Annotated in this window: 20 protein-coding genes; 9 read left to right on the forward strand and 11 right to left on the reverse strand. The window is 66.4% G+C overall.

What is annotated here, in order from left to right:
* Positions 1-170: 170 nt before the first annotated feature.
* From ACTJI5_RS21335 to ACTJI5_RS21355, 5 genes are all read right to left on the reverse strand, one after another.
* Positions 171-2,186, reverse strand: coding sequence for a GMC family oxidoreductase N-terminal domain-containing protein (locus ACTJI5_RS21335; RefSeq protein WP_440861725.1), 2,016 nt, complete (start codon positions 2,184-2,186; stop codon positions 171-173).
* Between the two features lie 81 nt (positions 2,187-2,267).
* A complete protein-coding gene (locus ACTJI5_RS21340; protein ID WP_440861726.1) occupies positions 2,268-2,891 on the reverse strand; it encodes a DJ-1/PfpI family protein in 624 nt (207 codons plus the stop codon).
* A gap of 29 nt (positions 2,892-2,920) precedes the next feature.
* Entirely contained in the window at positions 2,921-3,415 is a 495-nt protein-coding gene (locus ACTJI5_RS21345) for a hypothetical protein (protein WP_440861727.1), read from the reverse strand.
* Positions 3,416-3,653: 238 nt separating this feature from the next.
* Positions 3,654-4,625 carry a magnesium transporter CorA family protein gene (locus tag ACTJI5_RS21350; RefSeq protein ID WP_440861728.1) on the reverse strand — a complete coding sequence of 324 codons (972 nt, stop codon included), beginning with the start codon at positions 4,623-4,625 and terminating at the stop codon, positions 3,654-3,656.
* Positions 4,626-5,017: 392 nt separating this feature from the next.
* Positions 5,018-7,111: a malate synthase G gene (locus tag ACTJI5_RS21355; RefSeq protein ID WP_440861729.1), complete on the reverse strand. Its 2,094-nt coding sequence runs from the start codon at positions 7,109-7,111 to the stop codon at positions 5,018-5,020.
* A 214-nt stretch (positions 7,112-7,325) separates the two neighbouring features.
* Here ACTJI5_RS21355 and ACTJI5_RS21360 point away from each other — a divergent pair, with 214 nt between their 5' ends.
* Positions 7,326-7,625, forward strand: a complete 300-nt coding sequence (locus ACTJI5_RS21360; RefSeq protein WP_056371424.1) for a hypothetical protein — start codon at positions 7,326-7,328, stop codon at positions 7,623-7,625.
* Between the two features lie 2 nt (positions 7,626-7,627).
* On the opposite strand, the gene ACTJI5_RS21365 is transcribed toward ACTJI5_RS21360, so the two are convergent.
* Positions 7,628-8,803, reverse strand: coding sequence for a GGDEF domain-containing protein (locus ACTJI5_RS21365; RefSeq protein ID WP_058535964.1), 1,176 nt, complete (start codon positions 8,801-8,803; stop codon positions 7,628-7,630).
* 194 nt (positions 8,804-8,997) lie between these two features.
* Between ACTJI5_RS21365 and ACTJI5_RS21370 the strand changes: the two genes are divergently transcribed.
* The 7 genes from ACTJI5_RS21370 (at position 8,998) to ACTJI5_RS21400 (ending at position 15,661) form a co-directional block, all read left to right on the forward strand.
* Complete coding sequence (locus ACTJI5_RS21370; protein ID WP_440861730.1) at positions 8,998-10,206, forward strand: hydrolase; 1,209 nt, start codon at positions 8,998-9,000, stop codon at positions 10,204-10,206.
* Positions 10,203-11,204: an arginine N-succinyltransferase gene (locus tag ACTJI5_RS21375; RefSeq protein WP_058535962.1), complete on the forward strand. Its 1,002-nt coding sequence runs from the start codon at positions 10,203-10,205 to the stop codon at positions 11,202-11,204. Before ACTJI5_RS21370 ends, ACTJI5_RS21375 begins: the two co-directional genes overlap by 4 nt.
* 3 nt (positions 11,205-11,207) lie before the next feature.
* Positions 11,208-12,458, forward strand: coding sequence for an N-succinylarginine dihydrolase (locus tag ACTJI5_RS21380; RefSeq protein ID WP_440861731.1), 1,251 nt, complete (start codon positions 11,208-11,210; stop codon positions 12,456-12,458).
* 109 nt (positions 12,459-12,567) lie between these two features.
* Positions 12,568-13,239 carry a spermidine synthase gene (locus ACTJI5_RS21385; RefSeq protein ID WP_440861732.1) on the forward strand — a complete coding sequence of 224 codons (672 nt, stop codon included), beginning with the start codon at positions 12,568-12,570 and terminating at the stop codon, positions 13,237-13,239.
* 297 nt (positions 13,240-13,536) lie between these two features.
* On the forward strand, positions 13,537-14,487 hold the full coding sequence (locus ACTJI5_RS21390) for a DUF5996 family protein (RefSeq protein ID WP_440861733.1): 951 nt from the start codon (positions 13,537-13,539) through the stop codon (positions 14,485-14,487).
* A gap of 132 nt (positions 14,488-14,619) precedes the next feature.
* Positions 14,620-14,859 carry a hypothetical protein gene (locus ACTJI5_RS21395; RefSeq protein WP_439511245.1) on the forward strand — a complete coding sequence of 80 codons (240 nt, stop codon included), beginning with the start codon at positions 14,620-14,622 and terminating at the stop codon, positions 14,857-14,859.
* A gap of 46 nt (positions 14,860-14,905) precedes the next feature.
* On the forward strand, positions 14,906-15,661 hold the full coding sequence (locus ACTJI5_RS21400; RefSeq protein WP_440861734.1) for an alpha/beta fold hydrolase: 756 nt from the start codon (positions 14,906-14,908) through the stop codon (positions 15,659-15,661).
* Here ACTJI5_RS21400 and ACTJI5_RS21405 read toward each other — a convergent pair.
* From ACTJI5_RS21405 to ACTJI5_RS21415, 3 genes are all read right to left on the reverse strand, one after another.
* Entirely contained in the window at positions 15,612-16,658 is a 1,047-nt protein-coding gene (locus tag ACTJI5_RS21405) for an alpha/beta fold hydrolase (protein WP_440861735.1), read from the reverse strand. The two genes, ACTJI5_RS21400 and ACTJI5_RS21405, sit on opposite strands and share 50 nt — an antisense overlap.
* 97 nt (positions 16,659-16,755) lie before the next feature.
* The gene (locus ACTJI5_RS21410) at positions 16,756-18,423 is read right to left on the reverse strand and encodes an MFS transporter (protein WP_058535956.1); all 1,668 of its coding nucleotides are present in this window, start codon (positions 18,421-18,423) and stop codon (positions 16,756-16,758) included.
* A 59-nt stretch (positions 18,424-18,482) separates the two neighbouring features.
* A complete protein-coding gene (locus tag ACTJI5_RS21415) occupies positions 18,483-19,865 on the reverse strand; it encodes a DEAD/DEAH box helicase (RefSeq protein ID WP_440861736.1) in 1,383 nt (460 codons plus the stop codon).
* Between the two features lie 426 nt (positions 19,866-20,291).
* Here ACTJI5_RS21415 and ACTJI5_RS21420 point away from each other — a divergent pair, with 426 nt between their 5' ends.
* Positions 20,292-21,764 (forward strand): glycerol kinase, encoded by a 1,473-nt coding sequence (locus ACTJI5_RS21420; protein ID WP_440861737.1) that lies wholly within the window; start codon positions 20,292-20,294, stop codon positions 21,762-21,764.
* A gap of 29 nt (positions 21,765-21,793) precedes the next feature.
* Here ACTJI5_RS21420 and rpmE read toward each other — a convergent pair whose 3' ends face one another.
* Positions 21,794-22,021: a 50S ribosomal protein L31 gene (rpmE, locus tag ACTJI5_RS21425; RefSeq protein WP_037517493.1), complete on the reverse strand. Its 228-nt coding sequence runs from the start codon at positions 22,019-22,021 to the stop codon at positions 21,794-21,796.
* Positions 22,022-22,129: 108 nt separating this feature from the next.
* Positions 22,130-22,609: a 3-hydroxyacyl-ACP dehydratase FabZ gene (fabZ, locus tag ACTJI5_RS21430; protein ID WP_440861738.1), complete on the reverse strand. Its 480-nt coding sequence runs from the start codon at positions 22,607-22,609 to the stop codon at positions 22,130-22,132.
* Between the last annotated feature and the right edge of the window lies 1 nt (position 22,610).

Below are 22,610 nucleotides of genomic sequence, written 5' to 3' on the forward strand. Positions count from 1 at the left end.
AAGCAAGGTTATTGCGAGGAGCCAATCCTCCCTGTCGCGCAGCGATGGAGAGGGGGACCGCCGCCGCAGGCGGTGGTGGAGGGGCTGCAACGTCGCGCCATTCGCCCCTCCGTCAGCGCTGCGCGCTGCCACCTCCCCATCGCTGCGCGACAGGGAGGATCAACACACCCTCACCCGAACGGATCACTCCGCCCCGTGGCATATTGCGCCATCGCCATCGTCGTCCATTGCGCGTTGACGCGGATGCAGCTGGGGAAAGTGCTCGCGTCGGTGACGAACACATTGGTCGTTTCGTGGACGCGGCAGTCGAGGTCGACGACGCCGTACGCCGGATCCTCGTTGATCGCATTGCCGCCGTGCGGGTGACTGCTCGACAGCGTGACATCGTCCTGTTCGCGGATCGCATCGCGGAAAAACGCATCGACATCCATGCCGGGCGTGATCTTTTGCCCCTTGGCCAGCGCGGGATAGCATTCGAGCGCCCCCGCGGCGAAATGGACCTTGGTCAGCGTCGCCATCGCGTCGCGCAGCACCGGCAGATCGTCGTCCACGTCCAGCCGGAACTCCAGTTTGCCGTCCTTCACCTGCCCGCGCCGGTCGGCAGGAAACAGGATGCCCGCCGAATGGACGCGGCCGAAATTCTTCATCCGGCTCGCATGGTCGCCGAACCAGCCGGGCATCAGCGACGCCATCGACATCGGCGGCTGAAAATGGCTTTCGAGCAGGAAGTCGCCGCAATCGACATAGCTCGACATCTGGTCCTCGTCCCACGCATCGCCGCCGACGCGGTCGGGCATCAAGGCAACGACGGGCGAGGCGACGTTGAGCGACACCTGATAGCCGGTACGGTCGATATCGCTGCGGTCGAGCAGCTTCGACGACGCGATCGTGCCCGCGGCGACGACGACGCCGACGCGCGCGCGAACCAGCGTCTTCGACCCGTCGGGGAGAACCAATTTCACCGCTTCGGCCTCGCGCCGGCCGTCGTAGGCGGTTTGCCAGACGATGCGCTCGGCCTTGGTCCCGGGCAGGATGCGCGCGCCGAAATCGCGGCACGCCTCGGGCAGATAGGTTTGCGCGATGCCCATGCGGCGGCCATAGGCGCAGCCCGAATTGCAATAGCCGCAATAGGCGCACGCGCTGGCGGTGTTCGGCGGGCCGAAATTCTTGGCGAACCAGTCGGCGATCGCGCGCTGGTCGCGCGGGTTGGTCGATCCCGCCGCATAGCTGCGCCATCCCTCGATCAGATGCGGGCCGTTATGGCGTCCGCTGCGCGGTTCGATGGGGGCGATGCCGAGCTTGTCGCGCACCGCATCATAGCTCGCATGGAACGCCGCGGCGTCGATCGGCGCGCCGATGCTGGCCCATTTCGCGAGCACGTCCCTGGCATCTGGATGCGTGCGTCCCGGCTCGTTGACGCGCAGGCAGATGCCGTTGTTGATCGTCGACGATCCGCCGACGCAGCGCCCCTGGAACACCACGAAATCGCGGTTGGTCGAGGTTTGCAGCGCGCCATGCTTGTAGAGCCTGGCGATCATGTCGAGTTCGTGATGCGTGATCGCGTGGCTGGGATAAAAGGGACCCGCCTCGACGATCAGCACCTTATAGCCCTGCGCCGCGATATTATAGGCGGCGACCCCGCCCCCGGCGCCCGAGCCGATGACGATCACATCATATTCGTCCTCGAGCGTCGACGCGTCGAGGATATGCGCGGGGTCGATCTCGCGCCCGTGCACGGGTTCGAGCGGCACGTCATAGCTGCCGCGCTGGCGGAATTTGGGGAGGGTGAAGCCGATCTGGCGATGCACCGGATTGGTGGCGTTGGCGCTCTGGTCGCCGGGTTCGAGCCCGGGCTGCCAATGGCCGTAATAGCAGGCGTAGATGACGCCGCGCAGCCGCGCCATGTCCTGGAACAGGTCGATCTGGCTGTTCTTGAGGCGATCGGTCAGCCTTTCGACGCGGTCCGCGACATCATTCTCGGTAAAGAAGGGGCCGCCGAGCACCAGTTCGGTCGCGGTCAGCGACAGGCGGATTTCGTCGAGCTTGGTGCCGCCGACTTTTTCGAACAGGTCGCAGACATTGGCGACGACCTGATCGGCCGAAATCACCATGTCGGCGTCGTGAAACAGCGCTTCGGTCAGCGCCTTCAGAAATTTGAGCTGCCCGAAATTAAACGGTGCCGTCATTGCCCTGCCCCCAGTTTGCGCACGCCGCAAAATGCCGGACTATAGCAGGCCGGGGCAAGATCTATTGTACGGGATCGCCAGTTACGCGGTGCGCGCGAGATTTTCTTCCGCAAGGAACGGCCGCACCGCCGCCATCGCGCGCGTCACATAGTCCGCTTTCTCGCCGACCGGTGCGACATAGTGCAGCGCCTCTTCGGCCGCCGTGGTCCCGGCGAGCCGCGCGACGATCCACGCGGCGAGATATTGCGACGCAAGGCAGCCGCCCGCGGTCGCGACATTGCCGTGCGCGACGAAGGGCGCGTCGAGCACTTCGACCCCGGCCTCGATCACCCACGGTTTGGTCGTGAGGTCGGTGCACGCGGGGAGCGCGCCGACCAGCCCGAGCTTGGCGAGCAGCAGCGTCCCCGAACATTGCGCGCCGATCAGCTGGCGCGACGGGTCGAGCCGGATGCGCCCGAGCATCAGCGGGTCCGCCGCGATCTCGCGCGTTTTGATCCCGCTGCCGATGATCACCGCGTCGGCCTTGGCGGCGAAGTCGAGCGGTTGCTGGCGTTCGATCGTCACGCCGTTCATCGAGGTGACGCGCGGCGTCGGCGACGTGATGTGCGCTTCCCAGCCCTGCCCCCGCAAACGGTTCAGGATTCCAGCCGCAACGAACGAATCGAGTTCGTTGAAGCCGTCGAAGGTCAGCACCGCAATCTGCACGTCAAAACTCCCCTTGAAACGAGCGGCGCCTATACAGCGCCTTCGAAGATATCATCAACCCAGCGCGACCGCGCGGTGTCGTCGCGCGGCGACGCGAGGTAGCGGCCCCACGCCGCGCTCTCGTGCGCGACGATTCCAAGCTCCCAGACGCAGAAGGTCGGGCGCACCACGCCCGCTTCCGGCGGATAGGCCGAATCGAACGGCGCGAAGGCGGGCATGTCGCCGTGGCGATACCAGACGGCTTCCCAGAGTTCGTTCGACCCCCGCCACACCGACACGAGCAGGAAATAGAAATCGGCGCCGCAGCGGTGGAGGATGACGAAACCGCAATCGCCCGGCGCCACGGCCGCCGGCGCCTGTCCGGCAAACCAGTCGGCGCAGAGCCTGGCCACATCGTCCGGCACCGGCGCGTCGGTGGCGGTCAGGTGATAGAGCTTGAGCGCCGCGCCGCCCGCTTCGATAGGTTCGCGAAACTCGGCATGCTTGGGATAATGACGATAGGCAGGATCGACGGCGGCGGACAATGGGCATCTCCAACGATGTTCTTTTTATGTTCTACCACATGCCCGCCGCGCACAGCAAGTCCGCTTCGGGCGATCGCCGATCGGTTATCGCCGGATCGTGAACCCCAGCGTGACGCTGCCGTTGCCCGCCGCCCCGCCCGCCGCGATCGCGGGCAGCGGCATCGCGATCAGGCTCGCCGCCGCGAGACCCGGCAGCAGCCGCGGTTCGATGGTCCGCGTCGCCTGTCTCCCACCGGCATCACAGCCACCCGCGCTTGCGGAAATAGGCGAAGGGCAGGATCGACGAGACGAGCATCAGCCCGATCGCGAAGGGATAGCCGTACTGCCAGCGCAGTTCGGGCATGAGATCGAAATTCATGCCGTAGATCGACGCGATCAGCGTCGGCGGCAGGAAAGCCACCGCGGCGACGGTGAAAATCTTGATGATCTGGTTCTGCTCGAGGTTGATCAGCCCGAGCGTCGCGTCGAGCAGGAAGTTGATCTTGCCCGACAGGAAGCTCGCATGATCGGTCAGCGCCTGCACGTCGCGCTGGATCGTCTTGAGCCGTGCGCGCGCCTCGCGGGCGCTGCCTTCGCTGCGCGTGCTATGATAGGACAGCATCCGCGCGAGCCCGACGAGGCATTCGCGCAGCTTGGTAAGCAGGTCGCCCTCGCGCCCGATGCGGCCGAGCATCGCTTCGAGATCGCGCGCCGGACCTTCGGTGCCGCCGCCCGCCGCCTTCCGCGCGAAAACGTCGCGCGACACGGTGTCGCAGTGGAGCGCGCTGCGTTCGAGCACGTCGGCGACGCGGTCGACGATCGCCTCGATCAGGTCGAGCATCAGCGTTTCGGCGGTCGTGGCGCCGTTGGTGCGCAGCCGGCGCGCGACGACCTGTTCGAACGGCGCCGCCTCGGCATGGCGCACCGTCGCGAGGCTTGCCGCGCCGAGGATGAAGGTGACCGGCGCGAGGCGCGGCGCATCGCCGTCGAGCCCGACGACGATCGGCACCGTCATGAACTGCGCGCCGACCTCTTCGTAAAGCCGCGCCGAGGGTTCGATTTCCTGCATTTCGGGCAGCGTCGGGATCGAAATCCCGAGCAAGGCGGCGGCATTTGCGGCGTCGTCGGCGGTCGGATGGACGATATCCGCCCACAGGATCGCGGGCGGGTTTGCCGCGCCGATATCGGCGCGGACGAGGCGATCGGCCTCGCGAACGAAAGCGTTGAACATGGAGTGTCTCCTGAATGCTGGCGTCCGCCAGCGTCAGGAGATGCGCAGGAGATTACCCCTGACGGACCGCCGTGGCTGCCGGACATATGGTGCGACGTCTACTGTCGGGGTCCATTTTTCGGTCCTTGGGTTGATGCCGGAGTCGCGCCCCGGCGGGCGGCGATATGCGCCCGGCGGCCGGGGGTGTCAATTTGCGAAGCAATGACGCCGGGCTGCCCTGTTTTTGGGCGGTGACAGATCAAGGCGGGGCGGCGTTGCCCCCCCTTTCGTCATCCCGGGCTTGACCCGGGATCCCGCTTTTCTGACGCGTCGGCACGGCCTGACCCAACAGCGGGACCCCGGATCAAGTCCGGGGTGACGATGAAAAAGAAGGTCGAAAGCCGCCTTTGGCGTTACGCCGCCTTTTTCGCTTGCCTATATTTGTGCAGCAGCGGTTCGGTATAGCCCGAGGGCTGCGTCACGCCCTCGAAGATCAGCGCGCGCGCCGCCTGATACGCGATGCCGTCGGGGGTCAGTTTTTCGTAGAGCGCATCGCCCGCATTCTGCGCGTCGACCTTCGCCGCCATGCGTGCCAGCGCGGCGTCGACCTGTTCGGGGGTGCAGACGCCGTGGAGCAGCCAGTTGGCGAGCGCCTGACTGGCGATGCGCAGCGTCGCGCGGTCCTCCATCAGGCCGACGTCGTCGATGTCGGGCACTTTCGAGCAGCCGACGCCCTGATCGATCCAGCGCACGACATAGCCGAGGATGCCCTGGCAATTGTTATCGAGTTCGCGGGTGATTTCGGCTTCGCTCCAGTTGCGTCCCGTGGCGACCGGAATGTTCAGGAGACGGTCGAGCGAGGGCACGGCCTCGCCCGCGATTTCCTTCTGCCGCGCGAACACGTCGACCTGATGATAGTGCAGCGCGTGGAGCGTCGCAGCGGTCGGCGACGGCACCCATGCCGTGTTCGCGCCCGATTTCGGATGGCCGATCTTGGCTTCGAGCATCGCTTTCATGAGGTCGGGCATCGCCCACATGCCCTTGCCGATCTGCGCCTTGCCGCTGAGACCGCAGGCAAGGCCGATGCGGACGTTGCGGTCCTCGTAGGACGCGATCCAGTCGCTCGCCTTCATCTCGCCCTTGGGGATCATCTGTCCGGCGCGCATCGACGTGTGGATTTCGTCGCCGGTGCGGTCGAGGAAGCCGGTGTTGATGAAGACGATGCGGTCCTTCACCGCCTCGATGCATGCGGCGAGGTTCGCGCTGGTGCGGCGTTCCTCGTCCATCACGCCGACCTTCATCGTGTGGCGCGCGAGGCCGAGCATATCCTCGACCGCGTCGAACAGCCGGTTCGTGAAGCCGCATTCCTCGGGCCCGTGCTGCTTGGGCTTGACGATATAGATGCTGCCCGCGCGGCTGTTGCGGAGCGTGCCGAGCCCTTTGAGGTCGTGGAGCGAGCAAAGGCTGGTGATGACCGCGTCGCAAAGCCCCTCGGGCGCTTCGCTGCCATCCGGCAGCCGGATCATCGGCGTCGTCATCAGATGACCGACGTTGCGCACGAACATCACGCTGCGGCCGTGGAGCGTGAACGCCTCGCCCGACGGCGAGGTCCATTCGCGATCGGGCTCCATCGCGCGCGTCACAGTCTCGCCGCCCTTGGCGAAGCTCTCGACGAGGTCGCCGCGCATCAGGCCGAGCCAGTTGGTGTAGCCGAGCGTCTTGTCCTCGCCGTCGACCGCCGCGACGCTGTCCTCGAGATCGATGATCGTCGTCAGCGCGGCTTCGAGCACGACGTCGGCGATCCCCGCGGGGTCGGTCTTGCCGATCGCGCTCGCGGGATCGATCACCAGTTCGATGTGCAGGCCGTTGTGGCGGAGCAGGATGCCGCCGGGCCTGCTGCCGACCCATTGCGCCGGATCGGCGAGCGCGGGCTCGCCGCCCTGCCAGTCGGCCCAGCTGCCCGACGCAAGCGGCACCGCTTCGTCGAGGAAGGCCTTGGCGCGCGCAATCACCGCGGCGCCGCGGTCGGCGTCATAGCCGCCGGGTCTGGCGGGCGGCGCATCGAGCGCGTCGGTGCCGTAGAAGGCGTCGTAGAGGCTGCCCCAGCGCGCGTTGGCGGCGTTCAATGCGAAGCGCGCGTTGAGCGCGGGCACGACGAGCTGCGGTCCCGCCATCGTCGCGATTTCGGGATCGACATTCTGCGTGCCGACTTTGAAGGCTGCGGGTTCGGGGACGAGATAGCCGATTTTGCGCAAGAACGCCTGATAGGCGGCAGCGTCATGCGCCTGCCCCGCACGCCCGTGGTGCCACGCGTCGATCTGCGCCTGCAAATCCTCGCGCTTTGCCAGCAGCGACGCGTTTTCGGGCGCGAATTTGCCGAGCAGCCCGGCGAAATCGCTCCAGAATTTGGCGGCATCGAGCCCCGTCCCCGGCAGCGCGCGCTGCTCGATAAAGTCGGACAGTCGCGAATCGACGGACAGGCCGGAGCGATCGAGAAATTCAGTCATGCAAGCACCCTCTGGTCGGCGCGGCTGCGCCAGTGGACCCGGGGAGGAAAGGGCCGTCGCCCTATGCCGCGATTGATTTCGATTGGCAATGGGCGGTGTTTCCCGCATAGGTTTTCAGCCGCTGCGCGGACTTTCGGCACTTGCCCACCGCGCCCGCATGTGATTATGCTGCATTGCACAATAAAACCTTTCTCCCCCGAACGGCTCTGAAACCATGGACGACACACGACTGAAATTGATGGAAGCCATCGCCCGCAAGCGAAAGGTGACCGCGCATTACAATGGGCAAGTCCTGACGCTGGCGCCGCATCTTCTGTTCGAACGGCGCGGCGACCTGTTCATCAGCGCGCTGAACCTCAACAAGAACTGGCGATCCGACGAGGAGCCGCGGCTCGGCCATTTCAAGCTCGGCGGCCTCGCGTCGATCGAGCTGATCGAAGAGACTTTCGATCCGCTGCCAAACTTCGAAGCGGCGCCGCCGCAACCCGAAGACACGCCGCTACTCGCGGTCTGAAATCAGGCAACACCCACGGCGGGTGCCGGCGCCAGTTCGCCAATCGCGACCCGCACCTGATTCCGCCCGCCCGCCTTGGCGCGGTACAGCGCGGCGTCGGCGCGGCGCGACAGGTCGAACAGCGAATCGCCCGTGGTACGCTGCGCGACGCCGAAAGACGCCGTAAAGCCGCGATCGACCCCCAGCACCGGCAATTGCGCCGCCGCAAAGGTCGTGCGCACGGTTTCGGCGTAGAGGCGGCCGTCGGACAGCAGCGCGTCGGGAAGCAGGACGGCGAATTCCTCGCCCCCGATCCGGCCGACGATCGCACCCGCGGGCGCGGCATCGACCAGCATCGCCGCGAAATGCGCGATCACCCCGTCGCCCGCGGCGTGGCCGAAACTGTCGTTGATCTTCTTGAAGTCGTCGAGGTCAGCCGTGACGAGCACCGTCACGTCCCCGCCGCGCAGCAACGCCAGTTCGGCATGATGTTCGAAACCGCGCCGGTTGAGCACGCTCGAAAGCGGATCGGTTTCCGAGCGCGCGACCATCTCCGCGGTGGTGTCGCGCATGATCACAAGCAGCATGACGAGCGCGATCGCCATCAGCGTGACGACGCTCCCGCTTTGCGAGATCGCGGCGTAGGTCGTCGCCATATAGCCTTGCGGTGCGCTCGCCGTGCCCACGATCGCCGCGATAAAGGGCTTGGCGACATAGATGGCCGCCGCGATCACCTGGAGCGCGACGAGCAGCAGGTCGAGCGCCTGACGCCGGCCCGAGCGCCAGATCACGAGCCCGAGCAGCGTCTGCATCGCAAAATAGGGAAGCTGGTAGAGCATCAGACGCACGATCGAGCCGTAGGTCATGCTGAAGATCACCGGCACGGCGAGGATGGTGACGACCCAGATCGCGGCCATCGCGCCCCACGGCGGCCGCGCGCGATAATGATGCGCGACGCCGATCAGCGCGAAGCTGAGCGCGAGCAGGAAGACGAGGAAAATGCCGATGCCGACGGGGTTTGGATCGACCTGCCGGGTCAGAAGAAACTCGAGCGCGACATTGACGATCCCCATGCCGTAGCCAAGCGCAAGCCACCGCGCGCCGCGCGCGTCGCGGTTCGTCGCCGCGACCACGGCGAACGCAACGGCGAAAATGCCGGCGACGGACATGTTGATGCCAAGCACAAAGGCGGCGGTCATCGGCTCACTCACTTATCGGTTCGGTCAGCGTAACGAGGCTGTTCCGAACTTTCGGTTAATGTGTTGCGATTCGGTGCAATTCGACTGCCCCATTACCGAAGAGAGCGGCCCGGAACAGTGACTTGCCGCACAGTGAAGACAAAAGTGCCGCCCCGGGGGTGCAAAAGCCCATCGTCGCTCGCTATAGCCACCCCATGGTCAGTCTCACCGCGACAGAAAATGCGACGCTCGAACGCGCCGCCGATGCGCCGATGCTGGTGCAGGTGGAGAAATGGGCCGCGATCAACAGCGGCACCGGCAACCTCGCGGGATTGAAGACCGTCGCGGGCGAACTGGCCGATGCCTTTGCGGCGTTGCCCGGCGAAGTCCGGCTGGTTGCCGCCGATCCGGTCGAAAGCGTCGACAGCGCGGGCACCGTCAACACCATCCAGCGCGGCGACCATCTGCATGTGCGCGTGCGCCCCGAGGCGCCGGTACAGCTGCTGCTGACCGGGCATATGGACACGGTGTTTGCCGTGGATCACCCATTCCAGACGTTGAAGTGGCTGGAAGACGGCGTGCTCAACGGCCCCGGCACCGCCGACATGAAGGCCGGCATTTCGGTGATCCTCGCGGCGCTCACCGCGCTGGAGGCATCGCCGCTCGCGAGCCGCGTCGGCTATGACGTGATGATCAACAGCGACGAGGAAACGGGAAGCCAGGCGTCGGCGCGGCTGATCGCCGAGCTGGCGAAGGGCAAGACCGCGGCGCTGACGTACGAACCCGCGCTGCCCGACGGCACGCTGGCGGGAGCGCGGCCGGGCAGCGGCAATTTCTCGGTGATCGTCCACGGCCGCGCCGCGCACGCCGGGCGCAATCCGCAGGACGGGCGCAATGCCTTGCTCGCCGCCGCCGATCTCGCGCTGCGGCTCGGCGCGCTGAAGTCCGATACGCTCAAGGTCAATCCGGCGAAGATCGACGGCGGCGGGCCGAACAATATCGTGCCCGACAGCGCGATCCTGCGCGTCAACATGCGCCCGTCGACCCCCGATGCGATGGCGGCGGCCGAAGCGGCGATGCGCGATGCGATCGCGGCAATCTCGCGCGAGCATGACGTGCATTGCCACGTCCACGGCGGCTTCAATCGCCCGCCGAAGCCGCTCGATGCAGCGGCGACGCGCCTGTTCGAGCTGGTGCGCGATTGCGGCGCCGCGCTTGGCCTGCCGATCGGCTGGAACGCGACGGGCGGGGTGTGCGACGGCAACAATATCGCGGCGTGCGGGGTGCCGGTGGTCGACACGATGGGCCCGCGCGGCGGCGCGATCCATTCGTCGGACGAATTTCTGATCGTCGACAGCCTCGCCGAGCGCGCGCAGCTGTCGGCACTCACCATGATAAGAATAGCGGAACGGGGGACGGTGTGAATTATGTGATCCGGGCGGCCAAGCCGGGCGACTTGCAGAGCATTTACGAGATGGCGAAGCTGACCGGTGGCGGCTTCACCAACCTGCCCCCCGACAAGAATGCGTTGCGTGCCAAGCTCGAGCGCACCGAAGCCTCGTTCGCGAGCGACAAGGAATATCCGTCGGACGAGCTGTACCTGCTCGTGCTCGAAGATATGGACAGCGGCGAAGTGCGCGGCACCTGCCAGATTTTCGGGCAGGTCGGCCAGCGCTGGCCCTTCTATTCGTACCGCATCGGCACCGACAGCAAGCATAGCGAGCAGCTCGACCGCACCTTCCACGCGCAGGTGCTGATGCTGAGCAACGACCTGAACGGCGCGAGCGAGGTCGGCGGGCTGTTCCTGCACCCCGCGGCGCGCGCCGGCGGGCTCGGGCTGCTGCTCGCACGCTCGCGTTACCTGTTCATCGCGCGGCACCGCGCGCGCTTCGGCGACCGCATCCTCGCCGAGCTGCGCGGGGTGATCGACGAGGCGGGCGGATCGCCCTTCTGGGACGGGGTCGCGGGCAAATTCTTTGGCATGAATTTCCAGGAAGCCGACCAGTTCAATGCGGTCCACGGCAACCAGTTCATCGCCGACCTGATGCCGAAGCATCCCGTCTATATCGCGATGCTGGGCGAGCATGCGCGCAGCGTCATCGGCGTGCCGCACCCGACCGGGCGCGCGGCGATGCGCATGCTCGAGAATGAAGGCTTCGCGTTCGAAAATTATGTCGACATCTTCGACGGCGGCCCGACGATGACCGCGCGCACCGATCAGGTCGCGAGCATCAAGGACGCCAAGCATATCGAGATTTCGGCGATCGCCGAAACGGGAGAAGACGCGCTGGTCGCAACGGGGCAACTCGCCGATTTCCGCTGTTGTTTCGGCAAGATCGGCGACGGCGCGACCCTCGACAGCGAGGCCGCGAAGCTGCTGGGTGTCGGCAAGGGCAGCGGCATCAGCTGGATCGGACGTTAAACCATGCTGACCGAAATCAATTTCGACGGGATCATCGGCCCGAGCCACAATTATGCGGGACTCAGCCGCGGCAATATCGCGTCGGCGAGCAACGCCGGCGACGTGTCGCAGCCGCGCGCCGCGGCGCTGCAGGGCATCGAGAAGATGCGCCACAATCTGACGCTCGGGCTGCCGCAGGGCTTTTTCACCCCGCTCGACCGCCCCGATGCGCCATGGCTCGCGACGCTCGGCACGACCCCCGAAGATGCCGAGGGGCATTTGCGCGCGCAGGCGTGGTCGGCGTCGTCGATGTGGGCGGCGAACGCAGCGACCGTCTCGCCCGCCCCCGACAGCGCCGACGGCAAATGCCATCTGACCGTCGCGAACCTCGTCACCATGCCGCACCGCAGCCACGAATGGCCGGGCACGCTGGCGCAGCTTCGCCTCGCCTTCGCCGACCCCGCCTTTGCGGTGCATGCGCCGGTCCCCGCCCCCTTCGGCGACGAGGGCGCGGCGAACCATATGCGGCTGTGCAGCGGGCACGACGGGCAAGGCGTCGAGATCTTCGTCTATGGCGTCGGCGGCGGGCGCTTTCCGGCGCGCCAGCATCTCGACGCGTCGAAGGCGATCGCGCGCAACCACGGGCTCGATCCGGCGCGTACGCTGTTCATCCGTCAGTCGGACACGGCGATCCAGGGCGGCGCGTTCCACAACGATGTCGTCGCGGTCGCGAACGAGCATGTGCTGTTCACCCACGAAACCGCGTTCGAGGATCGCGACGCGGCGCACGCCGAAATCCGCGCCGCCTTCCCCGCGGTCGAGATCGTCGAGGTGCCCGCGAGTGCGGTGAGCCTCCCCGACGCGATCAAATCCTATCTGTTCAACGCGCAGCTCGTCAGCCTGCCCGATGGCGGCGGCATGGGGCTGGTGCTGCCGACCGAGGCGCAAGCCACGCCCGCGGTGTGGAACTGGCTGGAGGCACATGTCGCGGGCAACGGCCCGATCCGCCGCCTGCTGCCGGTGAACGTCCGCCAGTCGATGGCGAACGGCGGCGGCCCGGCGTGCCTGCGCCTGCGCGTCGTTGCCGATCCGGCGACGGTCGATCCGCGCTTTATCGCCGACGAAGCAAAGCTCGACCGGATTGCAGGCGTCGTGGCGAAGCACTGGCCCGAAGCGATCGCGCCCGGCGACCTCGCCTCGGCGGCGCTGGCAAGCGACGTGCGCAAAGCGCGCGCGGCGCTTCTCGAAACGCTCGACCTCGGCGAGCTGGTTTGACGGCATATTCGCTTCGTCATGCCGGACTTGATCCGGCATCCATCGCCGCCCCCGCAGCCTGGACCCCGGATCAAGTCCGGGGTGACGACAAGAAAAAGGGCGACGTAAGTTGAAGATTCGCGAACTGATCGGCACCGCCGAGGTGCCGGGCGGCGACGAGCTGCGGCTGTACCGGCGCGGTGACGATTTCATCATCGCGATCGATCGCAATGAATTGATGAGCAGCCGGATGAGCGGCTCCGAAGAAGCGCTGGCGACGATGACCTGCGACCGGCTGCGCAGCCCGAAGGGCGCCAGCCTGCTGATCGGCGGCTATGGCATGGGGTTCACCCTGCGCGCCGCACTGGCGACGCTCGGGCCCGATGCAAAGATTGCGGTGGCCGAACTGGTGCCGGGCATCATCGAGTGGGCGCGCGGCCCGATGGCCGAGCTGGCGGCGGGCTGTCTCGACGATCCGCGGGTCGAGCTGGTCCTCGGCGATGTGTCGAAGGCGATCGGGACGGCGACGCGCCGCTATGACGCGATCCTGCTCGACGTCGACAATGGGCCCGATGGCCTGACGCGCGATGCCAACGAGGGTCTCTATTCGGCGGCGGGGCTCGCGACGGCCAAGGCGGCGCTGCGCCCCGGCGGTATTTTGGCGATATGGTCGGCAGCGCCCGACGCCCGCTTCACGCGCCGGTTGGCGGCGGCGGGCTTTCAGGTCGAAGAGGTCGGCGTGCGCGCGCGCAGCAACGGCAAAGGCCCGCGGCACGTCATCTGGTTTGCGCGAGCGAACTAGCGGCGGTCGCGCTTGGCTCCCGACCGATTGCAGACCCCCATACTCTCGTCACCCCGGACTTGATCCGGGGTCCCGCTTGATGTCGCAGCCTGCCGATGCCTTCTCAAAGCGGGATCCCGGATCAAGTCCGGGATGACGAAGGGTAAGGACGCCACCGTCCGCTCACCACCCCGATGTCATCGCCGCCTTTTCGACCAGACGCCGTAGGCCGGACCGATTCCGCGCTATTTTTAGGCACAGAACCAGCTAAACATCACATTGGGGGCGGCGCACGATATTTGTCGAAGGAAAGCCGCGATGTCACCGACCGAGCAATCCGCGATCTGGCCCGAACTGCGCTGGGCCGACTGGCGCGATACCGCGATCACGCTGCAGCTGTGGACGCAGATCGTCGGCAAGATCCGCCTGTCGCTGACACCCTGGCTCAACCATGGCTGGCAGGTGCCGCTCTATGTCAGCGCGCGCGGCCTCACCACATCGCCGATCCCGGTCGGGCACGAACTGCTCGAAATCGAATTCGACTTCATCGTTCACCGGCTGATCTGCCGCACGAGCCAGGGGCAGACCCGCGAGCTCGTGCTCGAACCGCGCAGCGTCGCCGATTTCCACGATCGGCTGTTGGGATTGCTCGCCGACCTTGGCATCGCGGTGCGCATCCATGGCGTGCCGAACGAGGTGCCCGACCCGATCCCGTTCGCGCGCGACGAGAGCCATAAAAGCTATGATGCCGAGGCCGCGCATCGTTTCTGGCGCGCGCTGATGCAGGTCGACCGCGTGTTCAAGCTGTTCCGCAGCGGGTTTCTGGGCAAGGCGAGCCCGGTGCATTTCTTCTGGGGCAGCTTCGACCTGGCCGTCACGCGCTTTTCGGGCCGCGCGGCGCCGCCGCACCCCGGCGGCGTGCCGGGCCTGCCCGACCCGGTGACGCGCGAAGCCTATTCGCACGAGGTCAGCAGCGCCGGCTTCTGGCCGGGCGGCGACGCTTTTCCCGAGCCAGCCTTTTATTCCTACGCCTATCCCGAACCGGCCGGGTTTCGGGACTATCCGGTGCCCGACGCGGCGCGCTTCGACGCCGGCATGGGCGAATATATCCTGCCTTATGGCGCGGTGCGGACGGCGGCGTCGCCCGATGCGCTGCTGCTCGATTTCCTTGAGCGCAGCTATGGCGCCGCGGCCGACGCCGCGGGCTGGGACCGCGCCGCGCTGGAGTGCCCGCTGGGCGCGCCGGCGCGGGTTCGCGAGACGAATTGAACCGCCTTTTCGCCGAATGGATGCCCTGGTGGCTTGCCCCCATCTGTCGGATTAACTTACAGTTTACCATAAGCCCGGCGCGCCGAATCCCGCATTTGCGCCAGTGGCACGGCGCTTGCTTAGGCTATGTTGATGCTGAAAAAAATCGGACGCCTGTTCGTCATCAAGACCCGCTTCGAAGCGTGCCTGATCATCTATGCGCTCGCCGTCGGGGCGATGGCGCGCGGCGCCGCCTATCTGCACGAATATCCGGGGACCGGCGGCAAACTGTTGCTGCTGGCCTGCACCGGATCGGTGTTCCTTGCGGGCGCGAAGATTTTCGATTGCCTGCGCTTCGAGCAAGCCGCGGAGGCCGCGCGGCAGGGCGAGTAGATCAGCGGCCTTTCGCCGGTCACCCAGATATGCGAAGGCACCGGCCATGAGCAGGATCAGCGGCCGGCCGGCCATCAGCAACGAGCATGTATACGGCCTGAGCCTGCGCGTCGCGCGCTGGCGTGCGGGCACGCCCGGCACGCCCTTGCTGTTCCTCAATGGCATCGGTGCCGATCTGGTCGCCGCTGCGCCGCTGCTCGCGCAGATCCATGACCGCGAGGTGTGGACGCTCGACATGCCCGGCGTCGGCGGCTCGCCCGACGCGCTGCTGCCCTATGGCGCGCCGACGATCGCGGCGGTGGTGATGGAGATCGCCGACCGCCTTGAGCACAAGATGATCGACGTCGCCGGGTTCAGCTGGGGCGGCGCGCTGGCACAGCAGATCGCGATCCAGTTTCCGGGGCGCGTGCGCCGTCTTGTGCTGATGGCGACGACCCCGGTCATGGGCGCGCCGGGGATCGGCTGGGCCGCGATGTTCGACGACGACATGCTGGCGAGCGGGCTCAAGATACAGACCGCGACCCCGCTCGGCATCGCTTACCAGAGTGCCGCGATGATCGGATGGAGCAGCGTGGGTTTCCTGTCGGGGTTGAAAGAGCTTCCGGCGCTGGTGCTGATGGGCGAGCAGGATGGCGTGATGCCCGCCTGCTATGGCGAGATGCTCGCCGACCAGATCGATGGCGCGGTGCTGGAAATGGTGCCGGGATCGCACCTCTTCCCCTTCACCCACGCGGCGGCCATTTCGGCGCGGATCAGCGCGTTTCTGGATCAGCCGGCGCCGGCGAAACAAGCCGCCGCGTAAGGAAATCGGCGATCGCCTTCGCGGTCGCATCGGGCGCTTCCTCCATCGGCAGGTGGCCGATGCCGGGCAACATCACGACCTCGGACCCCGCGATGCGTTCGTTGAACGTTTTCGCGGCGCTGGGGTTGATGATCCGGTCCTTGTCGCCGAACAGAATCAGCGTCGGCGCCTCGATCTCGCCGACACGCGCCGCCACCCTGGGCTCGCGGTCCATGCGCGCGCGCAGCACCGTCGCTTCGCGATTGCCCGGAAAGCGCAGCAACTCCCAATAGCGGTCGATCATCGCGTCATCGACGATCTCCTGTTTCTCGACCGACCCGCGCAGCGACTGTTCGACGAGCATCCGCGGCGTGACGCGCGTCGCCAGCCAGCGGCCGAAGGGATATTCGAGGACGCGGAAACCGACATTCGATTCGGGCCGTTTCTCGCCCGGCCGCAGCGGCATGCCGGCGGCGTCGATCAACAGCAGCGCATCGACACGCGCGGGCTGCGCGAGCGCGTAGCGCCAGCTGACCCAGCCGCCCATCGAATTGCCGCCGAGGATGAAATGATCGAGCCCGAGCTTCGCCGCGACGACGTCGACCGCGTTCATCATGCCCTCGGCCGAATAATCGGTGTCGGGTGTCGCACCGGTCAGCCCGTGTCCCGGCAGGTCGAGCGTGACGATCCGGTAGGTGGCGCCGAGCCGCTTCACCAGCGGTTCCCACGTATGAAGGCTGGCATTGGCGCCATGGACGAGGATGATCGCGGGGCCGTCCCGATTGCCCTGATCGCGATAGTGAATCCGCTGCCCCGCCGGCCCCGCGACGAATGCCGCGTTCGGGCCGCCATATTTGGCGATCATCGCGTCGCGGTCGGTATCAGGCGTCAGGAGCAGGAGGAAACCGACGACGATCGCGAGCAACAACGCGAGCGGGATCAGCACCCGCTTGCGCCGAAAGAACGGACGCCGCGGCGGCGGCGGCGGATCGAAATCTATGTCGTCGGCAATCATCATGCCCCCCTCAAGGCTCCGCGCAAACCTAGCGAGCAGGGCTGCTCCGTCAATGTGAAGATCCTCCCTGTGGCGCAGCCATGGGGAGGGTCAATATTGTCTACTCGTGAATTTTCCGCCGGAAGGTTTCGGGCAGGAACAACAGCCCGACGATCAATGTGATCACCGCGACGATCACCGGATACCATAGGCCGTAATAGATGTTGCCCGTCGCCGCGACCATCGCGAACGCCGTCGTCGGCAGGAAACCGCCGAACCAGCCGTTGCCGATATGATAGGGCAGCGACATCGCGGTGTAGCGGATGCGGCTGGGGAAGAGTTCGACGAGCAGTGCGGCGATCGGGCCGTAGACCATCGTCACGAGCAGCACGAGGTAGAAGAGGATCGCGACGACGAGCGGCTTGTTGATCGCCGCCGGATCGGCCTTTGCCGGATAGCCGGCGTCGGTCAGCGCATTCTGGAGTTCGGAGCGGAACGCCGCGATCGCGCCGGCGCGATCCTCTTCGGCAAGGCGCCACGGATCGGGCGCGGCGAGGACGCGCGAGCCGATCCGCACGCGCGCGGGTTCGCCCGTCATGCGTTCGCGCGTGAAAGACGTGTAGCTCGCACCCGCCTTTGCCAGCGTCGACTTGATAATGTCGCAGCCGCTGCCTTCGAACTTGTTGCCGCCGATCGGATCGAACTGGAACGAGCAGGACCCGGGATCGGCCGCCATGATGACGGCGGCGTTCTGCTGCGCCTTGGCCATCGCGGGATTGGCGGCGGCGGTGAGCATCTGGAACGCCGGGAAATAGGTGAGCGCGGCGAGCGCGCAGCCCGCGAGGATGATCGGCTTTCGCCCGACCTTGTCGCTGAGCCAGCCGAAGAAGATGAAGAAGGGCGTGCCGAGCGCGAGCGCGATGGCGATCAATATGTTCGCGGTGGCGCCGTCGACCTTCAGCGTCTTTTCGAGGAAGAAGAGCGCGTAAAATTGTCCCGAATACCAGACGACCGCCTGCCCCGCGACCGCCCCGAACAGCGCGACGATCACCCATTTGAGATTCTCCCAGCGGCCGAACGCCTCGGTGAGCGGCGCCTTCGACGTCGTGCCTTCTTCCTTCATCTGCTTGAAGACCGGGCTTTCCTCGAGCTGGAGGCGGATCCAGAGCGACACACCGAGCAGGATTACCGAGATGAGGAAGGGAATGCGCCAGCCCCAGTCGGCGAAAGCCGCCTCGCCCATGACCGAGCGGATGACGATGACGACGCCGAGCGCCGCGAACAGGCCGAGCGTCGCGGTGGTCTGGATGAAGCTGGTGAAAAGCCCGCGTTTGCCCTCGGGCGCATGTTCGGCGACATATGTCGCGGCGCCGCCATATTCGCCGCCGAGCGCGAGCCCCTGGACGAGACGGAGCAGCACGAGGAGGATCGGCGCCGCGACGCCGATCGACGCATAGCTAGGCAGGACACCGACGAGGAAGGTCGAGGCGCCCATCAGCCCCATGGTGACGAGAAAGGTGTTCTTGCGCCCGACGAGGTCGCCGATGCGCCCGAACACGAGCGCGCCGAACGGCCTTACCGCAAAGCCCGCGGCGAAGGCGCCGAGCGCAAAGATGAAGCCGGTGGTTTCGTTGACGCCCGAAAAGAATTGCGCCGAGATGATCGTCGCGAGCAGGCCGTAAAGGTAGAAATCATACCATTCGAACACCGTGCCGAGCGACGAGGCCAGGATGACCTTGCGTTCGCTCTGCCGGGTTTCGAGTGCCGCCGCGCCGTCACCGTTCGTCATCCGCTACCCCTTCGCCCATTATCTTGTGGGCGAAGGGTCTAGCGGACGGGTAGCGTGCGTCAACCGACGCGCTTGACCGCACCCTTGTGTGCGCCGACGCTCTTGTTGCGCGGGCGGAAGCGACGCTTGCGCTGGCCTTCGGCGCCCTCGCCGGCTGCCGCACCATCGCGGCGCGGACCGCGTTCGCCGCGCGGCTGGCCGCCATCGCGCTGACGATGCGCGTCCTGACGCTGGCGATTGGGGTCGCGGCCCTGGCTGCCCGTGTCGCGCGGCGGCTGTGCCGGCTTCGGCAGGTTGCGCACCAGCTCGTTGAAATTCTCGGGCAGCGGCATCGGTTCGGACTTGCTCCGCGTGACGCGCTCGATATCGCGCATGTACGGGCGCTCATCGGGGGCGATGAAGCTGATCGCCTTGCCCTCGGCGCCGGCGCGCGCGGTGCGGCCGATGCGGTGGACATATTGTTCGGGGACGTTCGGAATCTCGAAGTTGATCACATGGCTGACCCCCGACACGTCGATGCCGCGGGCGGCAATGTCGGTCGCGACGAGCAGCTTGATGTCGCCCGAGCGGAACGCCTGCAGCGCGTGGGTGCGCTGCGACTGGCTCTTATTGCCATGGATCGCCATCGCCTTGATGTTCGCGCCCGCGAGGTGACGCACGACGCGGTCGGCACCATGTTTGGTGCGGGTGAAGATCAGCGCGCGGTCGATGTCTTCGCTGGCAATGACCGAGTGCAGCAGCGCCTGCTTTTCCTTCTGTTCGACGAAGGTCGAATATTGACTGATCTTTTCGACCGTGGTCGCGGCCGGGGTGACCGACACGGTGACCGGATCCTCGAGGAACTGTTCGGCGAGGTGGGCGATTTCCTTCGGCATCGTCGCCGAGAAGAAGAGGTTCTGGCGGCGCGACGGCAGCAGCTTGGCGATGCGGCGCAGCGAGTGGATGAAGCCCATGTCCATCATCTGGTCGGCTTCATCGAGGACGAAGATCTCGACGTCGTCGAGGCGCAGCGCGCGCTGGTCGATCAGGTCGAGCAGGCGGCCCGGGGTCGCGACGAGGATGTCGACGCCCCCCGACAGGTCGCGGATCTGCTTGTTGATCGGCACGCCGCCGAACACCGTCGAGACGCTGAGCTTGGTGAAGCGGCCATAGTCGCGGCAGCTCTGCGCGATCTGCGCGGCCAGCTCACGCGTCGGCGCGAGGACGAGCATGCGGCAACCGCGCGGGGTCGGGCGGTGCGGATAGGTCAAAAGATGATGGATCGACGGCAGCGAGAAACCGGCGGTCTTGCCGGTGCCCGTCTGCGCGATACCGCACAGGTCGCGGCCCTTCATCAGCGGCGGGATCGCCTGCGTCTGAATCGGGGTCGGGGTGGTGTAATCCTTGGCGGCAAGCGCGCGATTGATGTCGGCGTGCAGGCCAAAGTCGTTAAAAGTCGTCATAAAATACTCACATAGGGCGACGCGCAGGCGCATCCGTTCGCATCGAACGGACGGCGCACGGCCGCGGGTTCGAAACGACCCGCGTGAAAGGGTGCCTCTGGGGACAAAGCGCTGGTCCGGCTCGTCCCGCGCCTGTTTCGGGCGGGAAAATCACGCTGCCGGTGGTTACGGCGGGAGGTCCCGCCATGCTGCGCTGCACAACATATGGCATGGGTTGCGCAGTTTTGCAAGATAATTGCGCGCTTACCTATTCCATTCTCCCTGAGCTTGTCGAAGGGCGGTTCTTTCTTCATCAATGCGATAGCTAAAATGCGCGTCGCCCCCGCGAAGGCGGGGGCCGTTGTCGGCATCAAGCGATGTTGAGCCAGAATGCCAGCGGCCCCCGCCTTCGCGGGGGCGACGGATAGAACAAAGACGGGGGGATAAATGGCCGAGAAAATCATCGTCATCGACGAGGGCACGACGTCGACGCGGACGATGCTTTTCGGCGCCGACGGCACCCCGCTCGGCAGCGCGCAGCGCGAGATCCGGCAACATTATCCCGGCCCCGGCCTCGTCGAACATGACGCCGCCGAAATCTGGGAGGCCACCCTCGCCTGCACACGCGAAATGATCGCGCAGGCGGGCGGCGCCGACCATGTCGCCGCGATCGGGATCACCAACCAGCGCGAGACGGTGGTGCTCTGGGACCGCACCACCGGCGAGCCGCTCGCGCGCGCAATCGTGTGGCAGGACCGCCGCTCGGCCGCCGATTGCGCGGCGCTGAAAGACGCCGGCCATGAGGCACAAGCGCAGGCGAAGAGCGGGTTGCTGCTCGATCCCTATTTTTCGGGGACCAAGATCGGCTGGGCGCTGAAGCACTGGCCGCAGCTGAAGGAAGCCGGCGACCGGCTCGCGGTCGGGACGGTCGAATCCTATCTCGTCTATCGCCTGACCGGCGGCGTCCATGTCACCGATGCGAGCAACGCGTCGCGCACCTTGCTGATGGACATCAACGGCCAGGGCGGCTGGGATAGCGAATTGTGCGACCTGCTCGGCGTGCCGATGGACCTGCTCCCCGAAATCACCGGCTGCACGACGCGCGTCGGCACGACCGATCCGGCGCTGTTCGGCGGCGCGATCGCGATCTGCGGCATGGCGGGAGACCAGCAGGCGGCAACGATCGGGCAGGCGTGCCTGTCGCCCGGGCAGACCAAGGCGACCTTCGGGACCGGCGCCTTCATCCTGTCTGCCAGCGGCACGGTGCGCCCCGTGTCGAACCATCGTCTGCTCGCGACAATATTGGTGCAGGAGGGCGACGTGCGCTCCTATGCGCTCGAAGGATCGGTGTTCGTCGCCGGCAGCCTGATCAAATGGCTGCGCGACGGGCTGGGCCTGCTCGCCAATGCGGGCGAGAGCGAAGGGCTCGCGCGCTCGGTGAGCGACAATGGCGGCGTCTATCTGGTCCCCGCCCTCACCGGGCTCGGCGCGCCGCACTGGCGCCCCGATGCGCTCGCGGCCATATCGGGCCTGAACTTCGCGACGACGAAGGCGCATGTCGCGCGCGCGGCGCTGGAAGCGCAAGCCTATCAGGCGCATGATCTGAAATCGGCCTTCGCCGCCGACGGGGTCGACTGGGCCGAGGTGCGGATCGACGGCGGCATGGCGGCGAACGACTGGATGGCGCAGGACCTTGCCGACATGCTGGGCATCACCGTCGAACGGCCCGATTTCGTCGAAAGCACCGCGCTTGGCGCCGCGATGCTCGCCGCGACCGGCGCGGGGCTTTATCCAGACCTCGCGAGCGCGGCCAAGGCGATGCGCGGCACCGCGACGCGCTTCACGCCGGCGCTGGGTGCCGAGAAACGCAAAACGCGCCTTGCCGGGTGGCAAAGCGCGCTTGCAAAGGTTCTGAGCTGACACCCCCGCATTCGCGGAGGTGGGCACCATTAGCGCTTGAGGGTGAGACCACCGAAACGCTTGTTGAACTTGGCGACCTGACCCGCAGCGTCGAGCATGCGTCCGGTGCCGCCGGTCCAGGCCGGGTGCGCAGTGGGGTCGATTTCGAGCGTCATCGTGTCGCCCTCTTTGCCCCAGGTCGAGCGCGTCTGATATTCGGTGCCATCGGTCATCTTGACCGTGATCATGTGATAGTCGGGGTGAATGTCGTTTTTCATGTCTTTAGCTCCTGTGCCGCTGGTTACCGACCAGCAGCGTGAGTCTGTGCGTCCGGGGACGCGAAGCGGCGTCCCCTAACGGCGAATGCCGGATTTGGCAAGTGGTGGTTAGTCGCTCGGCGGGTCGGCGATCATCGCGGTGAACTGGCACTCGGCCGCAAGGCTGTCGCCCAGCATCGCCCTGCCCTCGAACTTGCAGATGTTCCGCTTTGCCTGAACGATGGTGACGTGGAGGTCTAGCAGGACGCCGGGTTCGACCGGTTTCCTGAACTTCACCCCATCGATCGCCATGAAATAGACGAGCTTGCCCGAGCCGCCGAGGCCGAGCGATTCGATCGCCAATATGCCGCCGGCCTGCGCCAGCGCCTCGACGATGAGGACGCCGGGCATGATCGGCCGGCCGGGGAAATGCCCTTGGAAAAAGGGCTCGTTCATCGTCACCGCCTTGACCGCGTGGATCGAGGTGTCCTTCACCATCGATTCCACCCGGTCGACCAGCAGCATCGGATAACGATGCGGCAGCAGCGTCAGGATCCGGCGGATATCCACCGGGCCCAAGGCGCCGTCCGGCTTTTCCCCGTCCATCATC

Source organism: Sphingopyxis sp. 22461 (assembly GCF_052044915.1).
Taxonomy (GTDB): domain Bacteria; phylum Pseudomonadota; class Alphaproteobacteria; order Sphingomonadales; family Sphingomonadaceae; genus Sphingopyxis.

Coding starts and splice junctions, on each gene's coding strand:
- ACTJI5_RS21360 (WP_056371424.1), top strand. CDS start 7,326: ATGGACGACACACGACTGAAATTGATGGAAGCCATCGCCCGCAAGCGA.
- ACTJI5_RS21365 (WP_058535964.1), bottom strand. CDS start 8,803: ATGACCGCCGCCTTTGTGCTTGGCATCAACATGTCCGTCGCCGGCATT.
- ACTJI5_RS21355 (WP_440861729.1), bottom strand. CDS start 7,111: ATGACTGAATTTCTCGATCGCTCCGGCCTGTCCGTCGATTCGCGACTG.
- ACTJI5_RS21350 (WP_440861728.1), bottom strand. CDS start 4,625: ATGTTCAACGCTTTCGTTCGCGAGGCCGATCGCCTCGTCCGCGCCGAT.
- ACTJI5_RS21405 (WP_440861735.1), bottom strand. CDS start 16,658: ATGATGATTGCCGACGACATAGATTTCGATCCGCCGCCGCCGCCGCGG.
- fabZ (WP_440861738.1), bottom strand. CDS start 22,609: ATGATGGACGGGGAAAAGCCGGACGGCGCCTTGGGCCCGGTGGATATC.
- ACTJI5_RS21395 (WP_439511245.1), top strand. CDS start 14,620: ATGCTGAAAAAAATCGGACGCCTGTTCGTCATCAAGACCCGCTTCGAA.
- ACTJI5_RS21410 (WP_058535956.1), bottom strand. CDS start 18,423: ATGACGAACGGTGACGGCGCGGCGGCACTCGAAACCCGGCAGAGCGAA.
- ACTJI5_RS21335 (WP_440861725.1), bottom strand. CDS start 2,186: ATGACGGCACCGTTTAATTTCGGGCAGCTCAAATTTCTGAAGGCGCTG.
- ACTJI5_RS21390 (WP_440861733.1), top strand. CDS start 13,537: ATGTCACCGACCGAGCAATCCGCGATCTGGCCCGAACTGCGCTGGGCC.
- ACTJI5_RS21370 (WP_440861730.1), top strand. CDS start 8,998: ATGGTCAGTCTCACCGCGACAGAAAATGCGACGCTCGAACGCGCCGCC.
- ACTJI5_RS21380 (WP_440861731.1), top strand. CDS start 11,208: ATGCTGACCGAAATCAATTTCGACGGGATCATCGGCCCGAGCCACAAT.
- ACTJI5_RS21420 (WP_440861737.1), top strand. CDS start 20,292: ATGGCCGAGAAAATCATCGTCATCGACGAGGGCACGACGTCGACGCGG.
- ACTJI5_RS21415 (WP_440861736.1), bottom strand. CDS start 19,865: ATGACGACTTTTAACGACTTTGGCCTGCACGCCGACATCAATCGCGCG.
- rpmE (WP_037517493.1), bottom strand. CDS start 22,021: ATGAAAAACGACATTCACCCCGACTATCACATGATCACGGTCAAGATG.
- ACTJI5_RS21400 (WP_440861734.1), top strand. CDS start 14,906: ATGAGCAGGATCAGCGGCCGGCCGGCCATCAGCAACGAGCATGTATAC.